Source organism: Peribacillus sp. NPDC097295, assembly GCF_044761665.1.
In the GTDB taxonomy this organism is placed as follows: Bacteria; Bacillota; Bacilli; order Bacillales; family DSM-1321; genus Peribacillus.
Window position 1 is genome coordinate 19,355 of the sequence record NZ_JBIWCW010000005.1, and the last position, 23,556, is coordinate 42,910.

The window sequence follows — 23,556 nt, forward strand, 5'->3', positions numbered from 1 at the left end:
TAAAATTTAGTGTAAAGTACTAACATATAAGTTAGAATACTACTTTAAGAATACCCTGTATAAGAGAGGTCTTCTTATCAGGAACAATTACATCACTAAGAAAGGATTTACCTATATATGAAGTTTGGTGCCCGCATTCTCAAAACAGGAATAGCGATTGTTTTAGCGCTTTATATTTCGGAATTGCTTAATCTTCCTGCTCCTGTCCTTTCTGGGATTGCTGCGATTTTTGCCATACAGCCAACCATCTACCGTTCCTATCAGACGGTTCTGGAACAAATTCAAGGAAATATCATCGGTGCCTTAGTCGCCATTTCCTTCGTTTTATTATTCGGTAATGATATCTTCATTATCGGTTTGGCAGTAATGGTTGTCATTACCATAAACTTGAAATTAAAAATGGATAAGACGATCGTACTTTCTATCGTGACGGTCATAGCAATCATGGAAAGCCAACAAGGAGAATTTTTAAACTTTGCCTTTGTACGCCTTTCATCCGTTTTACTTGGAATCATTGCCTCATTTATTGTCAATCTTGTTTTTATCCCGCCGAAATATGAAGCGAAGCTATATACGCGCATAACAGATGTGACAGAGGATATTTTGAAATGGATTCGTATCAGTACTAGGCACGCTACAGAGCATACCTTACTGAAAAAAGATATTAGCCGTCTAAAAGATGATTTGCTTGATTTGGAACATGTCTATTCCATGTACAAAGAAGAACGTGAATATTTCAAGAAGAAAAGCATTGCTAAATCGAGAAAGCTTGTCGTGTATCGGCAAATGATCATCACGACGAAAAAAGCATTCGAGACCTTGAGAAGGATTCATAAATTTGAAAATGAAATCAACCATATGCCGGAAGATTTCCAGAAGACGATCCTGCATCATCTGGATTCACTCATCCGCAAGCATGAACAGCTGATCTTATTGCATATCGAAAAAATTAAATCCATCGAGGAAATTGATGATTGGGATCAAGGTTGCTTGAGTCGTAAAGACCTCCTTGCCCTCTTCTTCGAACAGCAGATCGAAGTCGATGAAATGCATGATGACCTTGGACACCTTTCCGCTCGCCTTGTACCATTGATTTCGTACATCATCGAGTATGACGAACAATTGGAGCACCTTGAAAAACTGATAGTCAGCTTCCAATCCTTCCATAAAGATGACAATGAAGTGTCAATCCAATATGAAGAAGATTAATAAAGGGACGGTTTACTAGAACCGTCTCTTTTGTTTTGTCGGTAGACTCCTGTCTATCAATCTCCTAGAATTCGTTTCATCTATGAAATCACTTCCTCTACTACATGTAAATAATCTAACTATAATGAAAATGCGCTATACCATTGACAATTATTCACAAACGAATTAAGCTAAAACAACTCAACACAATCATGTTTAAACTCAGCAATTGCTGAGAGACGGAATTTTAAAAGGATTTTCCTTTTTTCGTTCGTCACTTGCCATAGGCAGGTGGCGATTTTATTATTTTAGGGGTGAAAAACATGCAACTTTTGAAGTATTCAATCATGGTTTTAATCGGTTCCATCTCCTACGGGACGCTTTCCACAATGATGAAATTTGGATTCAAGGATGGTCACTCTTCCGGAGATCTAGTCGGCAGCCAATATTTGATTGGGTGGATGATTGTCGCCGTTTTGTTCCTATTTTCGTTTAAGTATAAAATATCGTGGAAAAATGCCGGCTTGCTTGCCATTACAGGTATGATGTCCGCTTTTGTCGGAAAAGCCTACGCTGTGGCCGTTGCGGAACTTCCAGCTTCGATAGCCGTCGTATTTTTATTTCAGTTCACCTGGATCGGCGTCCTCATCGAAAGTATCATAAACAAAAGGCGCCCAGACAGAAGTAAGGTCCTCGCCATTTGCCTGCTCTTCATCGGTACATTATTTGCAGGTGCGATCTTTGGCCAGCCTCTCTCTGCCCTTAGTTTGACCGGGGTATTATTCGGTCTTCTGTCGGCCTTGCTTTTTGCTCTTTATATGCTTTGCAACTCTAAGTTCGCAGTTCAAGAGCCTTCGATGAAACGCTTGTTTTTCATTGCGACAGGGGCCATGCTGACTGCGGTATTCACAACCAACCCAGTTACGTTGGCTACTAACCTTATTGAAACCAACCTTTGGCAGTTTGGTCTTTTGCTTGGCACGCTTGGTGTTGTGATTCCTTTCTTTTTCTTTGCCGTCAGTATGCCGAAAGTCGGTGTCGGTCTTGGGACGATCCTTTGTGCGGCAGAATTGCCTTCTGCGATGGTCGTTTCAGTCATTTTCCTCGGTGAAGGCGTCACACCGCTTCAATGGTTCGGGATGTTCTTGATCATCGTCGGGATTGCCTTACCGGAGTATTTAAAGTATGTGTTGAAAAAGACTCATACCAAGAAAAGGCCTTTGCACGAAAAAAGAGCCTCTTAAATAAAAGGATGGTTGGACCGAATATGATTTGCTCCATCCATCCTTTTTTCATGTTCTAGTATACGTACTTGATTGATAAAAAAAGGCCTGATATTTTGACATTCTTTCTCATATTGATTCCGTAAGCACTAAAAAAGAATGCGGCAGCCAATTTGGAGGAGTTTTGAAAATAAGGTTGGGTTGAAAAATGTGTACTGCTAAACACAATGGAAATAAGCAAAGATACAATGATGAGGATTTTAAACCACAAGGGCTCTTTCAGAAAATGCCTAATCATGAATTTGATTTGCTCCATGATTTGTATAGCTCCCTTCGATAACCTGTTAACACTATGTTTTTGGCCTTTTTTCAAAAGTATCCTCAGTAGAGTTATTCTTTCTGTATAAGAAAAAAAGATCATCCCGCAAAAGCGAAATGATCTCTTTTCTAATTTTCTCAGTTATCCAATTGCTGGACCTGAAAGAGTTTATAATAATTGCCTTGTTTATGCATGAGTTCTTCATGTGATCCGATTTCGGTAATTTCCCCATTGTCGATATGCACAATTCGATCGGCATGCGTGATGGTGGAAAGACGGTGCGCCACGATGACCGTGGTTCGGTCTTTCGCCAATATATCAAGGGCTTCTTGAATATAGTGTTCACTTTCCAGGTCAAGGGCGGATGTTGCTTCATCCAAGACAAGGATTGGCGGGTTTTTCAAGAATACCCTGGCAATGGCCACCCGTTGCTTTTGGCCGCCTGATAGTTTCACGCCACGCTCGCCGACTTTCGTTTCGTAGCCTTCTTTCAATCCCATTATGAAGTCATGGGCATTGGCCGCTTTAGCGGCTGCATACACTTCTTCGTCCGTGGCATCGGGTTTCCCCATCAAGATATTGGCTTTGACTGATTCACTGAATAAGATGTTGTCTTGCAACACCATCCCGATTTTATCCCGTAAGCTTCTGACTTGATAGTTTCGGATATCCGTTCCATCCAGTAAAACGGCCCCATCCGTTACATCATAAAAGCGGGAGATCAGACTGACGATGGAAGATTTTCCACCACCGCTCATTCCGACGAGGGCAATCGTTTCACCCGGCAACACATCGAGATTGATATGTTTTAAAACAGGCGACTCCTTCTCGTCATAAGCAAACGATACATCCTTGAACGTGATACGTCCGTCCACTTTCTTCAGTTCTTTTGAATCCGGTGCATCGTCAATATCATATTTCTCATCCACGAACTCAAATACTCGGTCCATGGAAGCCAAGGTTTGGGTCATCGTCGTCGAAGAGTTCACGACGCGGCGCAATGGGTTGTATAGCCTGTCTATGAAGCCGACGAAGGCAACCATCGTCCCTAGTGTCAGCTGCCCCTGTATGACTTGATAGCCGGCAAAGCCAATCACTAGTAACGGTGCAATATCCGTAATCGTATTCACGACGGCAAACGATTTGGCATTCCAGCTTGTATGCTTGAGTGCCTTATCCAGGAAGTTTTTATTTTGCTTTGCAAACAGCTCCTGCTCACGGTCTTCTATCGCAAAGCTTTTAATGACGGACATGCCAGAGACACGCTCATGAAGATGGCTCTGCACATCGGCCAGCGCTTGTGACCGTACTCTCGTATAAACCCTAAGCTTGCCGAAGAAATGCTTAATTGAAAACGCATAAAAAGGCAGCATGAGAATAGAGACGATCGTCAGCTTCACATCCATCGTAAACATGATCACAATGACAATCGCGATGGTCGCAATATCTAGCCATAGGTTCATCAACCCAGTGATCACGAAATTCTTCGTTTGCTCCACATCGGTGATCATCCTAGAGATGACCTCGCCCACCCTTGTATTGGAATAATATTTAAAGCTCAATTTTTGTACATGAGTGAATAAATCATTACGAATATCATATAAGATTTTTGTTCCGGTCCACTGGGCAAAATATTGCCGGTAGTATTCAATCGGAGGTCTAATCGCCACGAAAATGAATACCATGATGCCCATCACCCATAAAAGGTGTTCATTCTTCTCTGCAGTAGTCAGATTGCCATTGATGATGTCATCCACAACATATTTACTTAACAAAGGAATCAACAATGGAATCCCAAACTTTAACAGGCCAATGAAGACCGTCCCGATAATCTGCCATTTATATGGCTTAACGAATTGCATATATCTCTTAATGCTGCCCACGGGGATCCTCCATTTTCCTCAAGTTTCTCTTTTACTATACCCTACCCATACCAGTAAACTCTCCATGCCCTCTACAAAAGAAAAAGCCTGCATTGTTAGCAGCAGGCCATCTCACTTATCGATACGTTAAATAACGTTCATACCAACTATCAATGAATTCCGCTGAGAATGGTCCTTTTCTCTGGCGTATCATATAAATCAAATAGTCTACATTTTGCTTTAAAATCTTATCGATAGCTTCAGGATAATTCATCTCTTTTGAATGTCTCTCATATTCATCCTCATCCAGCAAATTAAACGTCATATCTGGGAATACTTTGATGTCCAAGTCATAATCAATGTATTTCAATGCTTCCGGATCGTATGTGAACGGAGAACTGATATTACAGTAGTAATACACCCCGTCCTCTCTCAACATGCCAATTACATTAAACCAATACTTCGAATGAAAGTAGCAAATCGCCGGTTCCCTTGTTATCCATGTCCTACCATCCGATTCCGTCACGATCGTCCGGTCATTGGCAGCTATCACCAAGTTTTGAGTTCCTTTCAATACTGTGGTTTCTTCCCAGATACGATGGATATGTCCATTATGTTTATAGCTTTGGATTTGGATTTTTCCTCCTTCGGCAGGAACAATCCCCATTTATCTCTCCCTACTTTCTATAGACACCTTATCAACGTTCTGTGCCCTATTCCGTTACAACCGTGTGCATTTAAAATTATATACATTTTTCCATTTACCCTATATTCCTATATTATAGCGATTTATTCGTAAATTTAAAACAAAAGTGGCTAATCTCCAGTAAAAATGTGTAAAAAGATCAAAAAAAACGACCTTTTTCTTCATTCTTACGTGAAAATTAGCCAAATGATTTTATTGCACAGCGGCCTGTTCCTGCTGATAATAGCGAATGACATCCTCTGTCTGCCGCTCGAACGTTTCATGAATCTTCGTTAATTCTTTTTTTCTATCTTGAATTTCCTCTTGAATGGACTTTGCCTTAACTTCTTCCTGATTCGCAAGGAATTGTTTCTCTATATCTTGGCATCTTTCGATTTCGGATTGGACATATAAAAGTTGTTCCATCGTTTTCAACTGAGCGTTAATAAGCCGGTTAAATTCTTCCATATTTGCACCATCCTAAATCTGTATTTTTCCCATAGTATGTATATTCTATTAGTATCCACTATTTCCTTTTACATTTAATTTAAAACTTACCACTTTAGATAAATATACAATCTTACCTTTTTTATATAATATCCTTTCACGTGGACTTGGAGAGTTTTTAGAAGGATCAGAGCATTATTCGGTTGAGGCTCGGCTTTCAAAGCATGATGGTCGCCTATCCTTATTAGAAATTGGAATGATCATCATGACAAATACCGATACGGGTGTACATCAATTGGAAGGGATAATTGGTGAAATATATCGTTCTTTTACATCAAAAAATAAAAGACACCCTTCAAAGAAGGATGCCTTATCGTGTTTGGAGTTAATTACCCTTGGCTTTTTTTGCTTTGGGATTTTTGGTTTTGTTGTTTCACGTCTTGTACATTAGTTTCACTTGCAAACTCAGTACCGTATTGGCCTTGGCCTTGTTGAGATTGCGCGTTTTGTTTTTTAACTTGTTGGATGTCAGTACCTGATTGTGTTTTGTTCTTAGCCATTGATATCACCTCCACGATAATAAGATATCCATCATTACCGTGTGCTATCCGGCTAATTTTTACCAATTTTTCTAAACAAGCAGGGAAATGCCGCCATCGACGATGATCGTTTGTCCTCGGATCATGCTTGATTCGTCTGCTATCAAGAAGAGGATCGTGTTCACCATATCTTCGATTTCGACCATCCTTCCTGCGGGTGTTTGTTCGGCCGCTTCCGCAAGCATTTGTTCACGGTTCGGGAAAGATTTTAATGCATCCGTATCGATGACACCGCCTGAAACGGCATTGACGCATATATTCCTTGAAGCCAATTCGACTGCCAAATATCTAGTCAGCGCTTCAAGTGCGGCTTTGGATACTCCGACCGCAGTATAGTTTTTCAAGTAACGGATCGACCCAAGTGAGCTGATGCTGACAATTTTCCCACCGCCGTTTCTTTCCATTAACTTTGCCGCTTCTTGGGCGCAGAAAAGAAGGGCTTTCGTATTGATATCCATGGTCCAGTTCCAATGAGTCTCTTCAAGGTCCATTAAAGGACGTTGTACCCCTGATGCAGCGTTATTGATGAAGACATCCAAACGTCCATAATAAGCATCAATTTCCGCGAACATGCTTTTCACTTTCGCGACATCCCCCACATTGGCCTTAACGACAAGCGCTTTACGCCCCATCGCTTCGATTTCAGCCGCCACTTCTAATGCTTTGGACTTGCTCCGGGCATAATTAATAACAAGGTCGTACCCTTCCTCTGCAAGCCTTAATGCCGTGCTTCTTCCTAGACCCTTACTGCTTCCTGTAACGAGCGCTACTTTTTGTTCCATATGTTTATTCCTACCTTTCTGAGTGAACATTATAGTATACCTAATAAAAAAGGAGTGTGTTCTTATGTATGTTGGACGTGATATGACAGAGTTGTCCATGATGAAGAAAACGGATTGGGAAGATAGCGAACTTGCCTATTTTCATCACTCCCTTCAACAAATGGTACCTTATTTGAACGAAGAAGGACAGAGCATCCATAAAGAAATCGTACAAGAAATTGAAAGTAGAGGCGGCCTGAAAAGACAGGAAGCCGATTACACTCATGGAACCGAGACAACCTACGATTGACTTGAATTTAAAGAAAAATGCCGAAAGCAGAGCTTTTCGGCATCTTTTTTGATGAGTCCATTCTAAAATATATACGTTAAGCAGATTTTTCTCTTTTTAAGGTAAAATTGAATTAGCCCCTATCGTTATAGGCTTTCATCATCTTTTGGTGAGAGACTGGAAACGCGAATTCCTCCATCTCCTCTTTACTCACCCACTTAAGTTGATTTTCCACTAAGAGGTCATCACTGATTGGTTCCTTCACCACTCCGGTATACGTATCCATCTTCCATACCAGATGGGAAAAGACATGTTCAATTTTAATGAGCGAATCGATCAGTTCCGGTTTGCTACCGTAAGTCTCAAGAAAACGCGACTCAAAAAATTCCCGTTTATGCTGAAGGGTCGTGTGGATCTCGAAGTTCGGGTATTCCCACAGATTTGCAAGCAAGCCTTCTGAAGCTCGCTTGTGAATGAGGAATTCACCTTTTTCATTTGTCAATATCGCCGCAACGATCGGCACATCACGCGATTTCTTCTTTTGGATTTTCACTGGGAGCTCGGTTTGTACCCCCGCCTCAAATGCTAGGCAATGGCTTTGCACAGGGCATAGCAGACAGGCTGGCTTCCCTGGAGTGCATATGAGTGCTCCCAATTCCATAAGGGCCTGATTGAACTCAGATGTATGACCATGGTCAATCAGCTTGCGGACGGCGACCTCGAAGGTCTTCCTTGTCTTCGGCTTAGCGATGTCTTCATAAATCATCAAGATCCGAGACAGCACACGCATGACGTTGCCATCTACGGCCGGTTCCGGCTTCCCATAGGCAATGCTCAAAATCGCTCCGGCTGTGTATGGCCCGACACCTTTCAATTTCGAAATTTCCTCGGGGCTATCGGGAACGATGCCATTATAGGTTGCCTTTACTTCCTGGACGGCACTGTGCAGGTTGCGGACCCTCGAGTAATAACCAAGACCTTCCCATGCTTTTAAAACTTTTTCCTCATCGGCCACGGCAAAGTCTTCAAGGGTCGGGAACCAGTCCACGAACCGATTGAAATACGGAATTACGGTATCGACCCTTGTTTGCTGCAACATGATTTCAGAAACCCACACCCTGTATGGGTCCTTATTTTCGCGCCATGGCAATTCTCTTTGTTCTTCAAGGAACCAGTCGACCAAATTCCTTTGAAACGCTTCGATATTTATTTTTTCTATGGTTGGGATCATTATTTCTTTCACAGTTTAGTTCCTCCAAAGATGTTACACTCTTATTAAAAAGGGGAATACACAATAATGGGCATTCTTTTTTTTAACAGCACTTATTCGTTTTATTTTAATGGGAAAGATAAATAAGTCAAAATATATTCATTTGATAGATAATATATAAGTACGGTATGATGAAAGAAGATTTTTCTAAATTGTGGCAGGGAGGTTTAACTTTGGATACAGGTACTCACTTTGTCATGGGAATTGCACTTGGAGGACTTGCCACATTAGATCCTGTCATTGCGCAAGATCCCATTACGTTCAGTGCAGTCATGGCTGGTACGGTTTTGGGATCACAAGCTCCTGACATCGACACCGTTTTAAAATTAAAAAATAACGCTGTTTATATACGGAATCACCGGGGCATCACGCATTCGATACCTGCCGTGTTCCTTTGGCCCCTACTTATCAGTGGCACTCTTTTTCTTATTATTCCTGAAGCTAATTACCTTCATTTATGGCTCTGGACATTTCTGGCTGTATTCCTTCATGTTTTCGTCGATATCTTTAACGCTTATGGGACACAGGCTTTACGACCGATTTCCTCAAATTGGGTCGCACTTGGAGTCATCAATACGTTCGATCCGTTCATCTTCGGGATTCATGTTGGCGGCCTGATATTATGGGGATATGGTTTCTCCCCAGGCTACCTGTTCTTGACGATGTATGCCATACTCGTCCTCTATTATCTCGCCCGTTTCAGGGAACGAGCCTTCGTGAAGAGAGCAGTCAGGCAACAGATTCCAGGAGCGAGAAAAATCCTCTTATCACCAACGATGAGTTATCACCGTTGGCGAATAGCCGTGATAGCCGAAAAGCATTATTATGTCGCCCGTGCCGATCGTGGCTATGTGACCATTCTTGATACCTTTAATCGGATTCCGCTTCCGGAGAGCGAAATTCTTGAAGCCGCCAAGCATGATATCAATTTGGCAGCCTTTCTCTCTTTCTCCCCTGTTTATAGATGGGAAATTGAGCACAATGAGGACTATTACGAAGTCCGTTTCATTGATTTAAGATACCGTAGCAACGGATATTATCCTTTTGTCGCCGTGGTTCATCTGGACGATGACTTGAATATCTTGAATTCATTTACCGGATGGATTTTCAGTGAAGCGAAACTCAAGAAGAAATTGAATATTATTTTGTAGGATTAAAATAAGAAAGGCTGATTCCACGGAAGAAACCCCCGATGGAATCAGCTTTTTTTTAATGAAGGTGATTCTGTTGATCCAATAAATGTTTATATTTAGGATTCTTTGCAATGAATTCGTGGAAACGTTCTCCGTAATTGTCGATCCAGGTCCTGACAACACGTGATGTCATCTCTTCGCCTGCATACTCATGTCCCGCTTTCGCATAGGTCGTCTCGAAATCTTCCCATAATAACTCAACCCAAGTCAAAGCCTGCTCATACGTAATGTGATCATTTTTCTCGAGCAAAATCTTGGTTAATCTTTCATGGTAATCATTCATATAAACCACCCCGTTGCCAATATTTTTACAGACTGAATTTTACTGTTCCTTACCCATACTAGTAAAGAACAGAAACAATTTTTTTACTTATTCTAATGCTTGGAGGAGAAAAACTTGAGAAATAAACAAAAAGGTTTCCCTAACCAAAACAATAATAAATTCCAAGGCGAACCCCGCGCAAAAGCGAGATATGCATCAAAACGAGCGGATGGCAGCATTAATACCCATCCACAAGAACGTATGAAAGCTTCTAACGAAAGAACGGAATAAATGATTGACAAAGGAATCGGTGCGTTGACGATTCCTTTTTATTTCAACATCGATATGGGCAGCGCTTCTTCTTTCCCATCTCCACCCAAACGGTATCCCCAGGCAAAAACGCCATTCATATAGTCAATCTTGAAATAGACACCTGGATCCCCATCGATTTGATAAATTTCACCTTTTTTGAAATCATCCGGATTCAACAGATACGCTTTAGCCATGGTTACTTTACGTTCCAATACGGAATATTCATTCACCATTCCCAGTTGCTCGGCTTTTCTCGCCTTTTCCGTCAGTGTTGCAATTTCTTGTTGCAGTTCATAATCCGACATGGTGCTATATCTTACCTCGCTCATATGTAAGCTCCTTATATGAAATAATAGATATTTCTATTTTAAACAAAGTTATGCGTTTTGGCTATGAATGAACTTTAATCCATCTCTGAATCATTTAAATAACGGTCAATCAACTCGATGGGAAAACCTTTACGATATAAGGATTGCTTCATCTTTTGAGTGTATTCGAAGCCTTCATAATTCCGATAACGGCGTTGAAGTTTTTCGGCATGATGTGAAAGCGAGGTCCATTGCTCATCCTCATCTTTTTCCACGGCCACATCTTCCAATGCCTCGTTAATGATGTCCCGGGAGAATCCTTTACGTGCTAATGTTTGTTCCACTTTCTGCCGTAATGCCCGTTCCGAGATGTTCTTTTCCTTCTTTATTGATTTGCCGGCAAGCCTTCTTGCATGCTCGACTTGGATTTCGTGAGGATACTCCATCAAAGCCTGCTCAATCAGCTTATCTTGTATCCCTTTTTCCTTCAGTTCCTGCTTTAGCGTTATCGGACCTTTATTGCCACCGTTCACATGAGTCCGGACATATGCTTTGGCAAAATCAAGATCGTCTAAATAGTGAAAGCTGTATAGCTTATGTATCGCTTCTTTTATAATCGGCTCTTCGAAATCCTTCTTTTTTAAGTACAGGCGCACTTCCGATTCCGAACGCATGCGGTAAGATAAATAATTGAGGGCATCGGTAAACGCCTTTTGAATTTCGTCATGAAACTGCACTTCGGCAAGAAGCAAATCTTCGAGTACCGTCCCTTTTTTCAACTGAAATTTCAGGAGGACCTCTTCGTCCACACTGAACGCATATTTTTCATCGACAAATATGTTGTAGCGGTCTGTCCGTTTCTTTTGGGTCGTTATTTTTGTTATGTTCGGCATACTTTACACCCCCTTCTCTACTTTACCCGTTTCCGTAGACCTTTTCTAGACAAGCACGTCCAAAAATGAAAAAACAACCTGAGCATGTTACAGTGAAGGAAAGACGGAAAAAGGATGTGGTTTTCATGAAAATAGCCATTGCCGGTGGAAGCGGATTTGTCGGAAATGCTCTTATCGATGAATTATTAAAAGAAAATCATGAATTATATATATTGACAAGGCACCCAGATCAACATAAAAAGCAGAAGCATATTCATTACGTGGGCTGGCTGAGTGCAGGAGCAAGCCCAGAACGGCAGTTGGAGGACCTTGATGTATTTATTAACCTCGCTGGAGAGTCCCTAAACAGCGGTCGTTGGTCGCAGGAACGGAAACGCAGGATCGTTGAAAGCCGGGTCGAGTCATCCAAAGAGATGAACCGTATCCTCTCCAAGCTTCCGAAAAAATTATCGTGCCTCATCAATGCAAGTGCAGTGGGCTATTATGGCATATCCGATCAAGAAACCTTTACGGAAGCATCGGATTCCATCGGGGATGACTTTCTCGCCCGTACGGTCAAGCTATGGGAAAAAGAAGCGATGAAGTCCAATTCATACAGCGAACGGGTCGTCCTTACGAGATTCGGTGTCATCCTTGGAGAAAAAGAGGGGGCCCTCCCGATGATGACCCTTCCCTACAAGCTTTTCGGAGGCGGAAAGTTAGGCAAAGGAAGTCAGTGGCTTTCCTGGATTCATATTCAGGATGTTGCCCGTGCGATCACTTTTTGCATGAAGAACCAAACCGTGCAAGGTCCCGTCAACTTCACTGCACCGAACCCTGTTCAAATGGAGACGTTCGGTAAAACGATTGGCACCGTCATGCACCGGCCACACTGGTTCCCTGTACCTCCCTTCCTTTTAAAAGCTATTCTTGGCGAAATGAGCGTACTTGTCCTAGAAGGTCAAAAGGTCCTGCCAAACAAACTCATCCAAGAGGAATTCTCGTTTTCTTTCCCCACTCTTAAAATGGCTCTAGAAGATATTTTACATGTATGATTAAGTGTTTTTAGGAAAAAATAGGATTATCACGTGAATTGGAGATGATCTAAATGGCAAAGAAAACGGATAAAGAAAAAAGTACCTTAACGAGCATGCAAGCGGTCACTTACTCACGTGAATTCAGGCAGGCAGATCGCGCCGGCGGTTTTACGGAAAAGAAATCACGCCGTTAAGTTTGGAGCATTTTTCCGTACATGACGATCGACCATTGCGTACAAAATAAGCAGGAAATGATTTAACATCATTTCCTGCTTATTTATATTTCATCATCTAGGGGGCGCTAACATGGGACGAAATAACATTCACCATAATCGGGACAAAAACACACAAAAACTGCCACAGGTACCTAAAAACCTCAAAAGTGACGGACTTGATGTCGAATTTTCTACCGAACTGGCCGACCAAGATGATATGGAGGCTCAAGCACGGGCCAATGCCGCCGATCGTCGGGCACACAATCGTAAATAATAGTATGTTTAGAGGAGGCTGATTTGTTATCAGCCTCCTTTTATACACACCATCTTATCCACAAGCCTGTGGACATTGTGGATATTTTCTGAATACATAGATAAATTATAGGTAATATGGCTCGTCTTATTCACATCTAAATAATGTAAATTATGGATAACTCTGTGGATTTTGTGGATAAGAAACTGAGTTCCTTGATTCGTATGTATCTTGCATGTGGAAAACATGCAAAAGGAGACTCCAATTTGGGTTGGAGTCTCCTTTTACTTTTTATTCATTCACTAATTCAATCAATGAATCGATCATGACCCATTGTTGCCTTAAACGGTATTCAGTGGATTTTTCATAAATTAATTTACTGGCTGCAGCCTGATCACTATCAGCATGCACTAAACTGCGTCCTTCGAGAATGGAATGTTCATCGACCACTGCATGCCATGCAATTCGAAATGACTTACTCAATTTGTTCCCCCCATTAACGTTCCCTCATGTTGTCCTTAGTTTTATCGGCTATTGGCTTTTTCTTTTTAGGGGCATTTATAAATTTATTGTTCCTCCAGGACGTTTTCTTCTAACTGTTTACGCAGCATGAACTTTTGGATTTTACCGCTGGCGTTTCGCGGTAACTCGTCACAGAAGATATATCGTCTTGGACGCTTATAGTTCGCCAGTGTCAGGCTACTCTTGCACCAATCCTCTAAATCGCTCTCAGTCAGCAAAGGGTCTTTCGCAACGACAAAGGCCGTTACCGTTTCTCCCCATTTATCATCAGGTTGACCGAGAACCGCACAGTCGAGGACCCCAGCATGTTCATATAGGGTATCTTCCACTTCGCGTGGGTAGACATTTTCACCGCCTGAAATGATCATATCATCCACGCGATCCTTGACCCATAAAAAACCGTCTTCATCAAGGAAGCCAATATCCCCGGAATGGTACCAACCTTTATGAAGGGCCTTTTCCGTTTCTCCCTCTCTTTGGAAGTATCCTTGCATGATACATGGTCCTTTCACAAGGATTTCCCCTGTTTCCCCAGGGGCCATCGTATCTTCAGGGTCCGCTGGGCCTTCTTCACTTGGACGGGCTATGATGATTTCATGGCCACGGCATGCCTGTCCTGCTGAACCGGATTTTCTGATTTGGTCGTCTTCCAACAGCAAGGTGATGGCAGGACCCATTTCGGTCATCCCATAAGCCTGGATGAATTGGATGCCCAGCTTTTCCTGACACTCGCGAACGAGCGCTGGCGCCATTGGGGCTGCACCGTACAACCCGAGGTTCAGACTTTTAATATTATAGTTCTCCAGATTCTCCTGAAGGAGCATGTTCCACATCGTCGGTGCCGCAAATAGCTTGGAGATTCCTTCCGATTCAATCAGCTCCAATGCCTGCTTAGGAATGAACTGGTGCATGATCACATTCTTAGCGCCCACCTGCACACGTGGTAAAAATGAACAGTGCAATTCAGCACAATGAAACATGGGGGCGGTAATCAAACCGATGTCCCGACTTTCATATTTCATGGCCTCTGTTAAAATCGCTGACTGCTCGACCATGTCCTTATGAAGATGGACGACCCCCTTAGGCCTTCCTGTCGTCCCGCTCGTATACATGATGGCATAGACATCATTTTCATCAATGTCGACTTCTACCGGCATGGAAGGTGTATGGATCAGTTTTTCCCTGTAACTTGTGGCATAGCTAGGTACTTTCTTATCGATAAACCAAAAAGCGATGCTCGGGAAACGCTTTTCAATTGCCGCCACGCTCGTTTCTAGCGCAGACTCGAACAGGAGGACCTTCGGCTTTGCCTCATTGAGGATATAGGCCAGCTCCTCCGCCATCAATCGAAAGTTAATCGGATTAAAGACCGCCCCGATCTTGGTGCAGGCAAAAAATGCCGTGGCCAGTTCTTCATTATTATAAAGGTAGGTCGAGACCCGGTCCCCTTTTTGGACACCTTCCGCTTGGAGCGCCGCTGCCAACCTATTAACCTGGTCATTCCACTGGATGTATGTATATCGGATATTTCTTCTCACGTCGTAGATAGCTTCTTTGATGGGGAATTTTTGAACCGTCTGATCGAATATCGTATTAATCGTAACTGACATCTCTTTTCCTCCTCAAGTAACCTGCCATCATCAAGAGCTTGCTTGATGATGGACAGCTTCTTCTTTACCAGCCCTTACCTTCACGTGAAATTACCGATTAATCCAACCTTTCGATGATTGTTGCATTGGCCATTCCATGTCCTTCACACATGGTTTGCAGTCCATATCGGCCGCCTGTCCTTTCTAATTCATGCATCATGGAAACCATCAATCGAGCACCGCTTCCGCCAAGGGGATGTCCCAGGGCAATCGCGCCTCCGTTTGGATTCAACTTCTCCGGGTCAGCCCCCGTTTCCTTCAACCATGCTAACGGAACGGGTGCGAACGCTTCATTGACTTCAAAGATATCGATGTCTTCAAGGGAGAGACCTGATTTCTCCAACGCTTTTTCGGTTGCCGGGATCGGTCCCGTGAGCATCAAGGTCGGATCCGAGCCGATAACCACCCGTGTATGCACTTTAAAGCGTGGCTTCAGACCAAGTTCTTCCGCCTTACTCCGCTCCATTAACAACAAAGCGGCAGCGCCGTCGCTGATTTGACTCGAATTCCCGGCATGGATCAGCCCATCTTCTTTAAAAACTGGTTTCAATCCAGAAAGGACCTCAACCGTCGTCCCCTCCCTTGGCCCTTGATCCGCTGTCACGTCAATCAAGTTTCCTTCTTTATCCGTCCCTGTAACGGGAATGATTTCCCGGTCAAAATAACCTTCCTTTTGAGCGCGCAAGGCCCTTTCATGGCTTTCTACAGAGAATGCATCACATTCCACGCGTGAAATTCCCCACTTTTCGGCAATTCGTTCAGCTGAAAGGCCTTGATTGATCACCTCATACCTGTCCAAATACTTTTGGCTGGTTGTCGCTCCTTGATAGTTGAAGCCCATCGGAACACGGGACATATTTTCCACACCACCCGCCACGACCACATCCATATCCCCTGACAAGATGGCTTGGGAAGCGAAGTGAACAGCCTGCTGGCTCGATCCACATTGACGGTCGATGGTCGTTCCAGGCACTTCAATCGGATAACCGGCAATCAAGGCTGCGATGCGGGCAATATCTCCAGCCTGCTCCCCTGCTTGAGTTACACAGCCTAAAATGACATCTTCAACGATGGCTGGGTCAATTCCTGCTTTTTCTACCAGTTTCCTTAACACCTCACCGGCTAATTCATCTGGGCGGAAATCTTTCAAGACACCATTTCTTCTGCCAACCGGAGTACGAATCCCTTCAATGATAACCACTTCACGCATGTAACCGCTTCCCTTCTATTCCTGTTTTTTTATAGGCCAAGGTTCTTGGCTATGATTTTCTTCATGATTTCATTCGTTCCGGCATAAATGCTAGCTACAGGTATATCACGATATCGTCTAGCAATCTTATATTCTTCCATATAGCCATAGCCACCATGAAGCTGCATGCATTCTGTGGAGATTTTCCTGGCCGTTTCCGTCAATCTCCATTTAGCCATCGACACTTCTGTGACGACATTTTCCCCAGCCATATGGTTCGCAATCAATTGATCAAGGAAAGCGCGTCCCATTTTGATTTCCGTTGCCATTTCGGCAATTTTAAACTGGGTATTCTGAAACTGACTCACTGATTTCCCGAACGCTTCACGGCTTTTCACGTACTCGATCGTGTCCGCCAGCATGTCCTCTGATGCCGCTTGAGCACAGATTGCGACCACAAGGCGTTCCTGTTGCAGCTTCTCCATTAAGTATGTAAATCCCTTTCCCTCTTCACCAAGCAGGTTTTCCTTTGGCACCCGACAATCTTCAAAAATGAGCTCTGCCGTATCCTGACAGTGCAAACCAAGCTTTTTCAGCTTTCTTCCCCGGGAAAATCCAGGTGCATCTCGTTCCACTACGACTAATGAGACGCCTTTATGCTTGGGAACGGCATTTGGATTGGTTTTACATGCCACGATAATCAAATCGGCTTGGATACCATTCGTAATGAATGTCTTTTGTCCATTAATGACGTAATGATCTCCATCCAGGATCGCCGTGGTTTTAATATTGGCCAAATCCGAACCCGTTCCCGGTTCTGTCATGGCGATGGCGGTAATCCTTTCTCCAGTCGTACATCCAGGGAGAAAGCGTCGTTTTTGTTCCTCTGTTCCATAAGCTGAAATGTAGGGTACCGTAATATCGCTATGAAGCCCGAAACCGATCAGGCCGGAACCCACTCTTTCCAGTTCTTCATTGATGATGACCGAAAAGCCCCAATCCACTCCTGAACCACCAAACTCTTCATCTAGATCGGGACATAAAAAGCCTTGCTCGCCCATCTTCTCCCAGAATGAACGGGGAATAATTCGATTTTCTTCCCATTGTTCATAATTCGGAACCGCTTCTTTCTCTAAAAACTTGCGTAATGATTTACGAAAAATCTCATGATCTTCTGTTAAGTAGGAATGCTTCATCTGTTCTCTCTCCTCTTTCTTTTCTCTATTCTCATTTTATGTTGTCATCACCTAGGGGACATCCTGATTGCCCCGTCCAGTCGGATCGTCTCCCCGTTCAGCATCGGGTTGGTAATGATGCTTTCCGTGAGCTTTGCGTATTCATTCGGATACCCGAGCCTTGAAGGAAACGGTACCGTTTTCCCTAGGGAAGTCCTCGCTTCTTCAGGTAGAGAGTCGAACATCGGCGTATGAAACAAACCGGGTGCAATCGATACGACTCGAATTCCATAAGAAGCAAGGTCCCTTGCAATCGGTAACGTCATGCCGACGATGCCACCTTTTGAGGCACTATAGGCAGCCTGGCCGATTTGCCCTTCAAATGCAGCAACCGATGCCGTATTGATGATTACGCCGCGTTCTCCCTCTTCGTTCACGTGGTTATGGACCATTCTTTCAGCAGCAAGGCGAATAACATTGAATGTACCGATCAAATTGACCGTCACCACTTTTGAGAACGCTTCCAAATCATGTGTGCCTTTTCGACTGACGACCTTCTGACCAATGGCAATTCCCGCACAGTTGACGACCGCGTTAATCGATCCGAATTTTTCAATTCCTTGATCCAGTGCCGCCTGGACACTATCTTCTAGCGTTACATCCGTTTTAATAAACAGAACGGCATCCCCGAATTCCCCGACCAGCTTGGCGCCTTTTTCTTCGGAGAGGTCAAGGATGATTGCTTTCCCACCTTTATGAATGATGTTTCGAACTGTCGCCTCACCCAGCCCTGAAGCTCCGCCTGTCACTACTGCAACCGTTTCTTGAATATTCAAATCCTCCACCTCTTTCGTTTTCGTTTTTGAAGCTGCCTTACGATTTAACCTTCAAGCTGTGAAGGGTTTCCGTAAAATCATGGATCATATATTCAAAATCCCGCTTCAATTCATCAAGCTCCTTCATGCGTTCATTTATTTCGCTTAATTTCTGTCCAGCTTTTTCTATCGTCTTTTCCAGTTGCTTGACACCTGATCTGTCCTGTTCAAAGAGCACGACAATATCCTTTATTTCTTCCAAGGAAAATCCATACTTCTTGCCACGCATGATGATTTTAAGTTGTGCATATTCTTTCTTACCGTAAATTCTGTTTCCCGTTTCGGTCCGGTTGGGCCTAAGCATACCTAATTCTTCATAGTACCGGAGCGTTCTCGTAGTCAAATCAAACTCTTTTGCTAATTCGGAAATCGTGTACATTCTATAACCACACTTTACAAAGGGATTATTTACCTTTATCTTACCATTGACGTTAACGTAAACTTCAACAAATATTCACAAAATTTAATAAAATAAAAAGAAACATGTCTTTTTACCTGTTATACTAAAGGTATATTCTTGAAATGAAGGGAAGGATCAACATGATCTGCTCGAAAATATTAGTTGCCTATGACGAATCTGATTTAGCACGTAAATCATTAGAAAAAGCGATTGAATTAGCCAAACTGGAACCAGCCATTGAAATTCATGTGCTGCACGCCGTAACACTACCTATTCATCCAAGCATATATGGCAATGCTTTTCAGGATATCGAGGAATCGATGATGAGGTATGGAAAAGAAGTCATTTCAAAAGCGGATGCACTTTTATCGGAAATCCCGAATGCAACCCAGACTTTCGTAGTAGAGGGTTCGGCCATCCACACCTTATTGGAACATGCCGAGTCCCATAACTGCGACCTTATCATCATGGGAAGCCGCGGCTTAAGTGGATTTAAGGAATTCCTTGGAAGTGTCAGTCACTATATCGTACAGAACTCTCCAGTGCCTGTCCTGTTAGTTAAATAATCACGTCTTTTGACACTTTTTTGAAAAGCTGGGCTCCTTTGAGACCAGCTTTTCTGTTGGGTTGACGATATATGGGGGGAAACAGGGAATCGAAGCGATTCTTATTTTACAAACCCTTCTGTATACAGGTAAAATGAAAGTACTTTATAGAAATAAGCAGGTGAAGCGATGGATATTAAGCATTTACAATACTTTATAGAAGTAACCAATTTTAACAGTTTCACCAAGGCAGCCGATCACTTGTTCATTACTCAGCCGACCATCAGTAAAATGATCAAAAACCTGGAGACCGAACTTGGGGTAGAACTATTCGATCGTTCCCGCAAACAATTGGCTCTGACCGATGCCGGTCGAGTTGTATTGGAACAGGCAAAATTAATTGATAAAGCCTTTCATAATTTAGAAACTGAAATGGATAATTTATTAGGCCTGAAAAAGGGACATATACGTATCGGCTTACCGCCGATTATCAATGCCTCTTTCTTCCCCCGAATTCTTAGCCGTTTTCATGAAGATTATCCCAATATCACCTTTCAACTAGTCGAAGATGGTTCAAAAAAAATTGAAGAATCCGTTCAAAATGACCAACTGGATATAGGCGTCATCGTCCTGCCGACTAACACCGTTCTATTTCACCATTTTGCCTTTTTAGAAGAAGACATCAAATTGATCGTTCATCCCTCACACCCACTTGCTTCCGAGGATGAAATCAGTTTAAGTGAACTTCAAAATGAGTCCTTTATTCTTTTCAACAAAGATTATGTCCTGCGTGACCTCATCATTTCATCTTGTAAAGAGTCCGGATTCTCACCGCACATTGTAACGGAAAGCTCACGATGGGACTTTATAGAAGAAATGGTCTACTGCAAGCTTGGCATCGCCCTTTTACCAGAAAGCCTATGCCGAACGGATAGCCGCGTGAAGGCCATCAAGGTTAAAAATCCATCCCTCCGGTGGAACTTGGCTTTCATTTGGAGCAAGGATCAATACCTTTCCTACGCCGCAAAGGAATGGTTGAAATATACTAAAGAAGCGTTAGCTAAAAAAGAGTAAATCGTTTTTTAACTAGTAAATAATGTAAGCACTATCATAGATGTAGGTTATCTTCATGATAACATCTAACCATTTTACTTTATTTACATACCGAGTTAGACTTGGTAATGAGTAAAAAGCACTGCAATGCTGATATATTCATATTTTCAGAAAGGAGATATTCATGATCACTTTATCTAGTGTCGATGAGTTACAAGCAACGGAAGAAGCGTTAGAAAAAATTAAATATTCATACCCCGAATTATTTAAAAAACTGCTTCATGTCGTTGCCTTAACACGAGCTTTCCAATTTAAATATCAATATATGGGCACATTAATCATGGATGAAAACCCAAACGAATACACCCCTGAATTCGTTATGCCCTCCGTTATCACTTTATATAAAGTGGAAATTCAAAAGTTAAAGGATGATCCGAATATCGAGGTTCTTCGACAAACCTTCTCCCAAAATGAAAATATAGGATTTGCGAAAATCAGTATGCTGGTGCTCGGTAAAAGCCCTGAATCGCTTTTAGGAGCTTCATACATTAAATAATCCCCCTGATATGTCCAAAAGAAAAACCTCCCGAGTATTCGGAAGGTTTTTTCTTTTGGCATAAATATTATAGGACTTTACTTAAAAATGCTTTAGTCCTTTCCTGCTGTGGGTCATCAAAAAGTACACTTGGAACGTTTTCTTCTATGATCAGCCCTTCGTCCATGAATATCACGCGGTCCCCGACTTCTTTGGCAAAACCCATTTCATGAGTCACGACAACCATCGTCATGCCTTCTTTCGCCAGTTGCTTCATGACTTCCAGCACTTCACCGACCATTTCCGGGTCAAGTGCCGATGTCGGTTCATCAAACAACATGATCTTTGGACCCATTGCCAAGGACCTTGCAATGGCAACACGCTGTTTTTGCCCTCCTGACAAAGAATCTGGATAGGCATTCGCCTTATCGGAAAGACCTACTTTCTTTAGAAGTTCCAGGCCAGTCTCTGCTGCCTGTTCCTTGGAAACTTTCCGTACCTTCATGGGCGCAAGCATGATATTCTCAAGAACCGTTTTATGCGGGAATAAGTTGAAATGCTGAAAGACCATGCCGACTTCCGTCCGGATTTTATTGATATCAACCTTCTTATCTGTCGTATCAAGCCCCTCAATATAAATGTGGCCACCCGTTATCGTCTCAAGCTGATTGATGCACCTGAGAAAAGTGGATTTACCGGATCCAGATGGCCCGATGACCACCACGACTTCCTGTGGGGCAACGGTTGCACTGATATTCTTCAACACCACATGATCACCAAATGACTTGTTTAGATTCTCCACCTTGATCATTCTGTTTTCAACCTACTTTCGAGTCTATTTAATACGAAACTAAGAATAAGGGTCAGGCAAAGATAGATGAAGGCACATGCCAAGTATGGCTCCCATACTTTAAAATACTGACTGCCCATCGCTTTTCCCCAATACATCAATTCCGGGGCGGCAATGACACATACCAAGGATGAATCTTTCAATAGGACGATGAACTCGTTACCTAGTGGAGGAATCATGCGTTTGAATGCTTGCGGAAGAATGACAGATATCATGGATTGCGTGTGGGTCAATCCTAGAGAACGGGCTCCTTCCATTTGTCCTTTATCAATGGATTGAATTCCTGCCCTGAATATCTCAGCGATATACGCCGCTGCATTCAAAGACAATGCAATGACACCTGCTGCAACGGCATTCGTTTCCCCGGTAAAGAAAGGAACGACCCCAAAGTGGATTAAAAAGATCTGGACCAGTAATGGTGTCCCCCGAAATACCGTAACATAGCAGTAAAAGGGAAAGGCGATCAGTTTATTCCTTACAATCTTCCCTAATCCAATCAGCAATCCGAGAAAGGTCCCGATAAGGATCGAGGAAACGGATAAACCAATCGTAAGCAACGTCCCCTTCAATAAGAAAGGAGCATATTCAAAAATTATATCCCAACGAAAACTCATTCTATGTACCTCCTAAAGTCCAAAAAAACTGCGTAACTTCACACGTAAAGTTACGCAATTTTCCCCATACCCTATTTTATTGTTGTGCTTTTATCGTTTCGATATCTGGATCCGTTCCAAACTGTTTCTTATAGATTTCCGCGTACTTCCCATTATCGAGAATGGCATTGAGCGCTTTATCGAAATCGGCCTTTAGCTCACTGCCTTTCGGGAATAATATTCCATAAAATTCCTCTTCGAAGCTACTGCTATCTTCCACGACTTTCAACTTTTGATCAGGATTGTTTTTCACATACTCTTCGACAACCGTGTTATCCGCTACGACAGCGTCTGCCCCGCCTTTAAGCAATTCCTGAATGGCCAAGTTATTATTCTCGAATTTTTTGATGTCTTTATGATTCTTCCCAATAAGCGCTTCTACCGCCTCTTGTCCCGTTGTACCTGTTTGGACAGCAATCTTCTTCCCTTTCAAATCTTTGCCCGATTCCACATCACTTTTTTCAGGAACCAAGATCTTGTTAGTGGAAAGGAAATAAGGCACCGAAAAATCGTACGATTGTTTTCTCTCGTCATTCATTGTAATCGCCGATACGGCTAAATCCGCTCTTTTTGATTCGATTTCCACAAAAATCGGATCCCAGCCAACATGCTCCAGTTTAACTTTATACCCAGCTTCCTTCGCGACCGCATTGATAAAATCGACGTCGAATCCAACGATTTTATCCCCTTCGAGATATTCAAAAGGAGCATATGCTGCATCTGTCACTACTCTAAGTGTTTTTTCCTTCGACCCCTCATCACTAGTAGTGGTAACTTCCTTATCCTTGCCGCATCCCGTCAAAACCAAAAGCAAAGAAGATAGTGCGACCAACATGAATATTGATACTTTTTTCAACATAATCCCCTCTTTTCTCTCGTAAACTCCTACTTTATAAGAGTCAAACAATTTAGATTTTAATAATTATTCAGTATTTTTACTTAAAAATAGTATACGTTTTTTTGGGTTTTTATGCAATAAAAAGTAAATATTAACTTTAGTAGAATATGAGTTTCA

The 23,556-nt window shown here is 42.6% G+C and carries 29 protein-coding genes and 1 pseudogene; 12 read left to right on the forward strand and 18 right to left on the reverse strand.

Going from position 1 to position 23,556, the window contains the following annotated elements:
* Window positions 1–117 precede the first annotated feature (117 nt).
* Window positions 118–1,209 (forward strand): FUSC family protein, encoded by a 1,092-nt coding sequence (locus ACIQXN_RS10830; RefSeq protein WP_402966153.1) that lies wholly within the window; start codon window positions 118–120, stop codon window positions 1,207–1,209.
* Window positions 1,210–1,511: 302 nt separating this feature from the next.
* Window positions 1,512–2,432, forward strand: a complete 921-nt coding sequence (locus ACIQXN_RS10835; protein ID WP_402966155.1) for an EamA family transporter — start codon at window positions 1,512–1,514, stop codon at window positions 2,430–2,432.
* Between the two features lie 435 nt (window positions 2,433–2,867).
* On the opposite strand, the gene ACIQXN_RS10840 is transcribed toward ACIQXN_RS10835, so the two are convergent.
* The 3 genes from ACIQXN_RS10840 to ACIQXN_RS10850 all read right to left on the reverse strand — a co-directional run bounded on the left by ACIQXN_RS10840 (window position 2,868) and on the right by ACIQXN_RS10850 (window position 5,745).
* Window positions 2,868–4,613: an ABC transporter ATP-binding protein gene (locus tag ACIQXN_RS10840; RefSeq protein WP_402966157.1), complete on the reverse strand. Its 1,746-nt coding sequence runs from the start codon at window positions 4,611–4,613 to the stop codon at window positions 2,868–2,870.
* 115 nt (window positions 4,614–4,728) lie between these two features.
* Window positions 4,729–5,259: a nucleoside tri-diphosphate phosphatase gene (gene ntdP / locus ACIQXN_RS10845; RefSeq protein WP_402966159.1), complete on the reverse strand. Its 531-nt coding sequence runs from the start codon at window positions 5,257–5,259 to the stop codon at window positions 4,729–4,731.
* Between the two features lie 231 nt (window positions 5,260–5,490).
* The gene (locus ACIQXN_RS10850; protein ID WP_402966161.1) at window positions 5,491–5,745 is read right to left on the reverse strand and encodes a YgaB family protein; all 255 of its coding nucleotides are present in this window, start codon (window positions 5,743–5,745) and stop codon (window positions 5,491–5,493) included.
* 188 nt (window positions 5,746–5,933) lie between these two features.
* Here ACIQXN_RS10850 and ACIQXN_RS10855 point away from each other — a divergent pair.
* A pseudogene (locus ACIQXN_RS10855) lies at window positions 5,934–6,052 on the forward strand (serine hydrolase domain-containing protein); the annotation flags it as partial.
* 61 nt (window positions 6,053–6,113) lie between these two features.
* On the opposite strand, the gene ACIQXN_RS10860 reads toward ACIQXN_RS10855, so the two are convergent.
* Together ACIQXN_RS10860 and fabL are read right to left on the reverse strand one after the other, a co-directional pair.
* Complete coding sequence (locus ACIQXN_RS10860; RefSeq protein ID WP_402966163.1) at window positions 6,114–6,284, reverse strand: gamma-type small acid-soluble spore protein; 171 nt, start codon at window positions 6,282–6,284, stop codon at window positions 6,114–6,116.
* A gap of 71 nt (window positions 6,285–6,355) precedes the next feature.
* Window positions 6,356–7,105, reverse strand: a complete 750-nt coding sequence (gene fabL / locus ACIQXN_RS10865) for an enoyl-[acyl-carrier-protein] reductase FabL (protein ID WP_402966165.1) — start codon at window positions 7,103–7,105, stop codon at window positions 6,356–6,358.
* Between the two features lie 64 nt (window positions 7,106–7,169).
* On the opposite strand from fabL, the gene ACIQXN_RS10870 reads away from it, so the two are divergent.
* Window positions 7,170–7,394: a hypothetical protein gene (locus ACIQXN_RS10870; protein WP_402966167.1), complete on the forward strand. Its 225-nt coding sequence runs from the start codon at window positions 7,170–7,172 to the stop codon at window positions 7,392–7,394.
* A 112-nt stretch (window positions 7,395–7,506) separates the two neighbouring features.
* Here ACIQXN_RS10870 and mutY read toward each other — a convergent pair whose 3' ends face one another.
* Window positions 7,507–8,604 (reverse strand): A/G-specific adenine glycosylase, encoded by a 1,098-nt coding sequence (gene mutY / locus ACIQXN_RS10875; protein ID WP_402966652.1) that lies wholly within the window; start codon window positions 8,602–8,604, stop codon window positions 7,507–7,509.
* A gap of 212 nt (window positions 8,605–8,816) precedes the next feature.
* On the opposite strand from mutY, the gene ACIQXN_RS10880 reads away from it, so the two are divergent.
* A complete protein-coding gene (locus ACIQXN_RS10880; protein ID WP_402966169.1) occupies window positions 8,817–9,794 on the forward strand; it encodes a metal-dependent hydrolase in 978 nt (325 codons plus the stop codon).
* Between the two features lie 58 nt (window positions 9,795–9,852).
* Here ACIQXN_RS10880 and ACIQXN_RS10885 read toward each other — a convergent pair whose 3' ends face one another.
* Entirely contained in the window at window positions 9,853–10,119 is a 267-nt protein-coding gene (locus ACIQXN_RS10885; protein WP_402966171.1) for a YfhJ family protein, read from the reverse strand.
* A 114-nt stretch (window positions 10,120–10,233) separates the two neighbouring features.
* On the opposite strand from ACIQXN_RS10885, the gene ACIQXN_RS10890 reads away from it, so the two are divergent.
* Window positions 10,234–10,389 (forward strand): small, acid-soluble spore protein K, encoded by a 156-nt coding sequence (locus ACIQXN_RS10890; protein WP_402966173.1) that lies wholly within the window; start codon window positions 10,234–10,236, stop codon window positions 10,387–10,389.
* 38 nt (window positions 10,390–10,427) lie between these two features.
* On the opposite strand, the gene ACIQXN_RS10895 is transcribed toward ACIQXN_RS10890, so the two are convergent.
* A complete protein-coding gene (locus ACIQXN_RS10895) occupies window positions 10,428–10,739 on the reverse strand; it encodes a YfhH family protein (protein WP_402966175.1) in 312 nt (103 codons plus the stop codon).
* Between the two features lie 74 nt (window positions 10,740–10,813).
* Window positions 10,814–11,611, reverse strand: coding sequence for a recombination regulator RecX (recX, locus tag ACIQXN_RS10900; RefSeq protein ID WP_402966177.1), 798 nt, complete (start codon window positions 11,609–11,611; stop codon window positions 10,814–10,816).
* A 125-nt stretch (window positions 11,612–11,736) separates the two neighbouring features.
* Between recX and ACIQXN_RS10905 the strand changes: the two genes are divergently transcribed.
* From ACIQXN_RS10905 to ACIQXN_RS10915, 3 genes are all read left to right on the forward strand, one after another.
* The gene (locus tag ACIQXN_RS10905) at window positions 11,737–12,645 is read left to right on the forward strand and encodes a TIGR01777 family oxidoreductase (RefSeq protein ID WP_402966654.1); all 909 of its coding nucleotides are present in this window, start codon (window positions 11,737–11,739) and stop codon (window positions 12,643–12,645) included.
* A gap of 53 nt (window positions 12,646–12,698) precedes the next feature.
* Window positions 12,699–12,821: a YfhE family protein gene (locus ACIQXN_RS10910; protein WP_402966179.1), complete on the forward strand. Its 123-nt coding sequence runs from the start codon at window positions 12,699–12,701 to the stop codon at window positions 12,819–12,821.
* A gap of 112 nt (window positions 12,822–12,933) precedes the next feature.
* Window positions 12,934–13,116, forward strand: a complete 183-nt coding sequence (locus tag ACIQXN_RS10915) for a YfhD family protein (RefSeq protein WP_402966181.1) — start codon at window positions 12,934–12,936, stop codon at window positions 13,114–13,116.
* Between the two features lie 270 nt (window positions 13,117–13,386).
* On the opposite strand, the gene ACIQXN_RS10920 is transcribed toward ACIQXN_RS10915, so the two are convergent.
* The 6 genes from ACIQXN_RS10920 to ACIQXN_RS10945 form a co-directional block, all read right to left on the reverse strand.
* A complete protein-coding gene (locus ACIQXN_RS10920; protein WP_402966183.1) occupies window positions 13,387–13,578 on the reverse strand; it encodes a hypothetical protein in 192 nt (63 codons plus the stop codon).
* 83 nt (window positions 13,579–13,661) lie between these two features.
* A complete protein-coding gene (locus ACIQXN_RS10925) occupies window positions 13,662–15,227 on the reverse strand; it encodes a fatty acid--CoA ligase (RefSeq protein WP_402966185.1) in 1,566 nt (521 codons plus the stop codon).
* 97 nt (window positions 15,228–15,324) lie between these two features.
* Window positions 15,325–16,476 carry a thiolase family protein gene (locus ACIQXN_RS10930; protein WP_402966187.1) on the reverse strand — a complete coding sequence of 384 codons (1,152 nt, stop codon included), beginning with the start codon at window positions 16,474–16,476 and terminating at the stop codon, window positions 15,325–15,327.
* A gap of 29 nt (window positions 16,477–16,505) precedes the next feature.
* A complete protein-coding gene (locus ACIQXN_RS10935; RefSeq protein WP_402966189.1) occupies window positions 16,506–17,651 on the reverse strand; it encodes an acyl-CoA dehydrogenase family protein in 1,146 nt (381 codons plus the stop codon).
* Between the two features lie 47 nt (window positions 17,652–17,698).
* The gene (locus ACIQXN_RS10940; protein ID WP_402966191.1) at window positions 17,699–18,466 is read right to left on the reverse strand and encodes a 3-hydroxyacyl-CoA dehydrogenase; all 768 of its coding nucleotides are present in this window, start codon (window positions 18,464–18,466) and stop codon (window positions 17,699–17,701) included.
* Between the two features lie 37 nt (window positions 18,467–18,503).
* Window positions 18,504–18,884: a MerR family transcriptional regulator gene (locus ACIQXN_RS10945; protein WP_402966193.1), complete on the reverse strand. Its 381-nt coding sequence runs from the start codon at window positions 18,882–18,884 to the stop codon at window positions 18,504–18,506.
* A gap of 161 nt (window positions 18,885–19,045) precedes the next feature.
* On the opposite strand from ACIQXN_RS10945, the gene ACIQXN_RS10950 reads away from it, so the two are divergent.
* The 3 genes from ACIQXN_RS10950 to ACIQXN_RS10960 all read left to right on the forward strand — a co-directional run bounded on the left by ACIQXN_RS10950 (window position 19,046) and on the right by ACIQXN_RS10960 (window position 21,059).
* Window positions 19,046–19,471 (forward strand): universal stress protein, encoded by a 426-nt coding sequence (locus ACIQXN_RS10950; protein ID WP_402966195.1) that lies wholly within the window; start codon window positions 19,046–19,048, stop codon window positions 19,469–19,471.
* A gap of 168 nt (window positions 19,472–19,639) precedes the next feature.
* A complete protein-coding gene (gene cidR / locus ACIQXN_RS10955) occupies window positions 19,640–20,524 on the forward strand; it encodes a cidABC operon transcriptional activator CidR (RefSeq protein ID WP_402966197.1) in 885 nt (294 codons plus the stop codon).
* Between the two features lie 163 nt (window positions 20,525–20,687).
* The gene (locus tag ACIQXN_RS10960) at window positions 20,688–21,059 is read left to right on the forward strand and encodes a hypothetical protein (RefSeq protein WP_402966199.1); all 372 of its coding nucleotides are present in this window, start codon (window positions 20,688–20,690) and stop codon (window positions 21,057–21,059) included.
* A 67-nt stretch (window positions 21,060–21,126) separates the two neighbouring features.
* Here the strand turns inward: ACIQXN_RS10960 and ACIQXN_RS10965 are convergent, their stop codons facing one another.
* The 3 genes from ACIQXN_RS10965 to ACIQXN_RS10975 form a co-directional block, all read right to left on the reverse strand.
* The gene (locus ACIQXN_RS10965) at window positions 21,127–21,849 is read right to left on the reverse strand and encodes an amino acid ABC transporter ATP-binding protein (RefSeq protein ID WP_402966201.1); all 723 of its coding nucleotides are present in this window, start codon (window positions 21,847–21,849) and stop codon (window positions 21,127–21,129) included.
* A complete protein-coding gene (locus ACIQXN_RS10970; RefSeq protein WP_402966203.1) occupies window positions 21,846–22,502 on the reverse strand; it encodes an amino acid ABC transporter permease in 657 nt (218 codons plus the stop codon). Before ACIQXN_RS10970 ends, ACIQXN_RS10965 begins: the two co-directional genes overlap by 4 nt.
* A 76-nt stretch (window positions 22,503–22,578) precedes the next feature.
* Window positions 22,579–23,397 (reverse strand): basic amino acid ABC transporter substrate-binding protein, encoded by an 819-nt coding sequence (locus ACIQXN_RS10975; RefSeq protein ID WP_402966205.1) that lies wholly within the window; start codon window positions 23,395–23,397, stop codon window positions 22,579–22,581.
* Window positions 23,398–23,556: the final 159 nt, after the last annotated feature.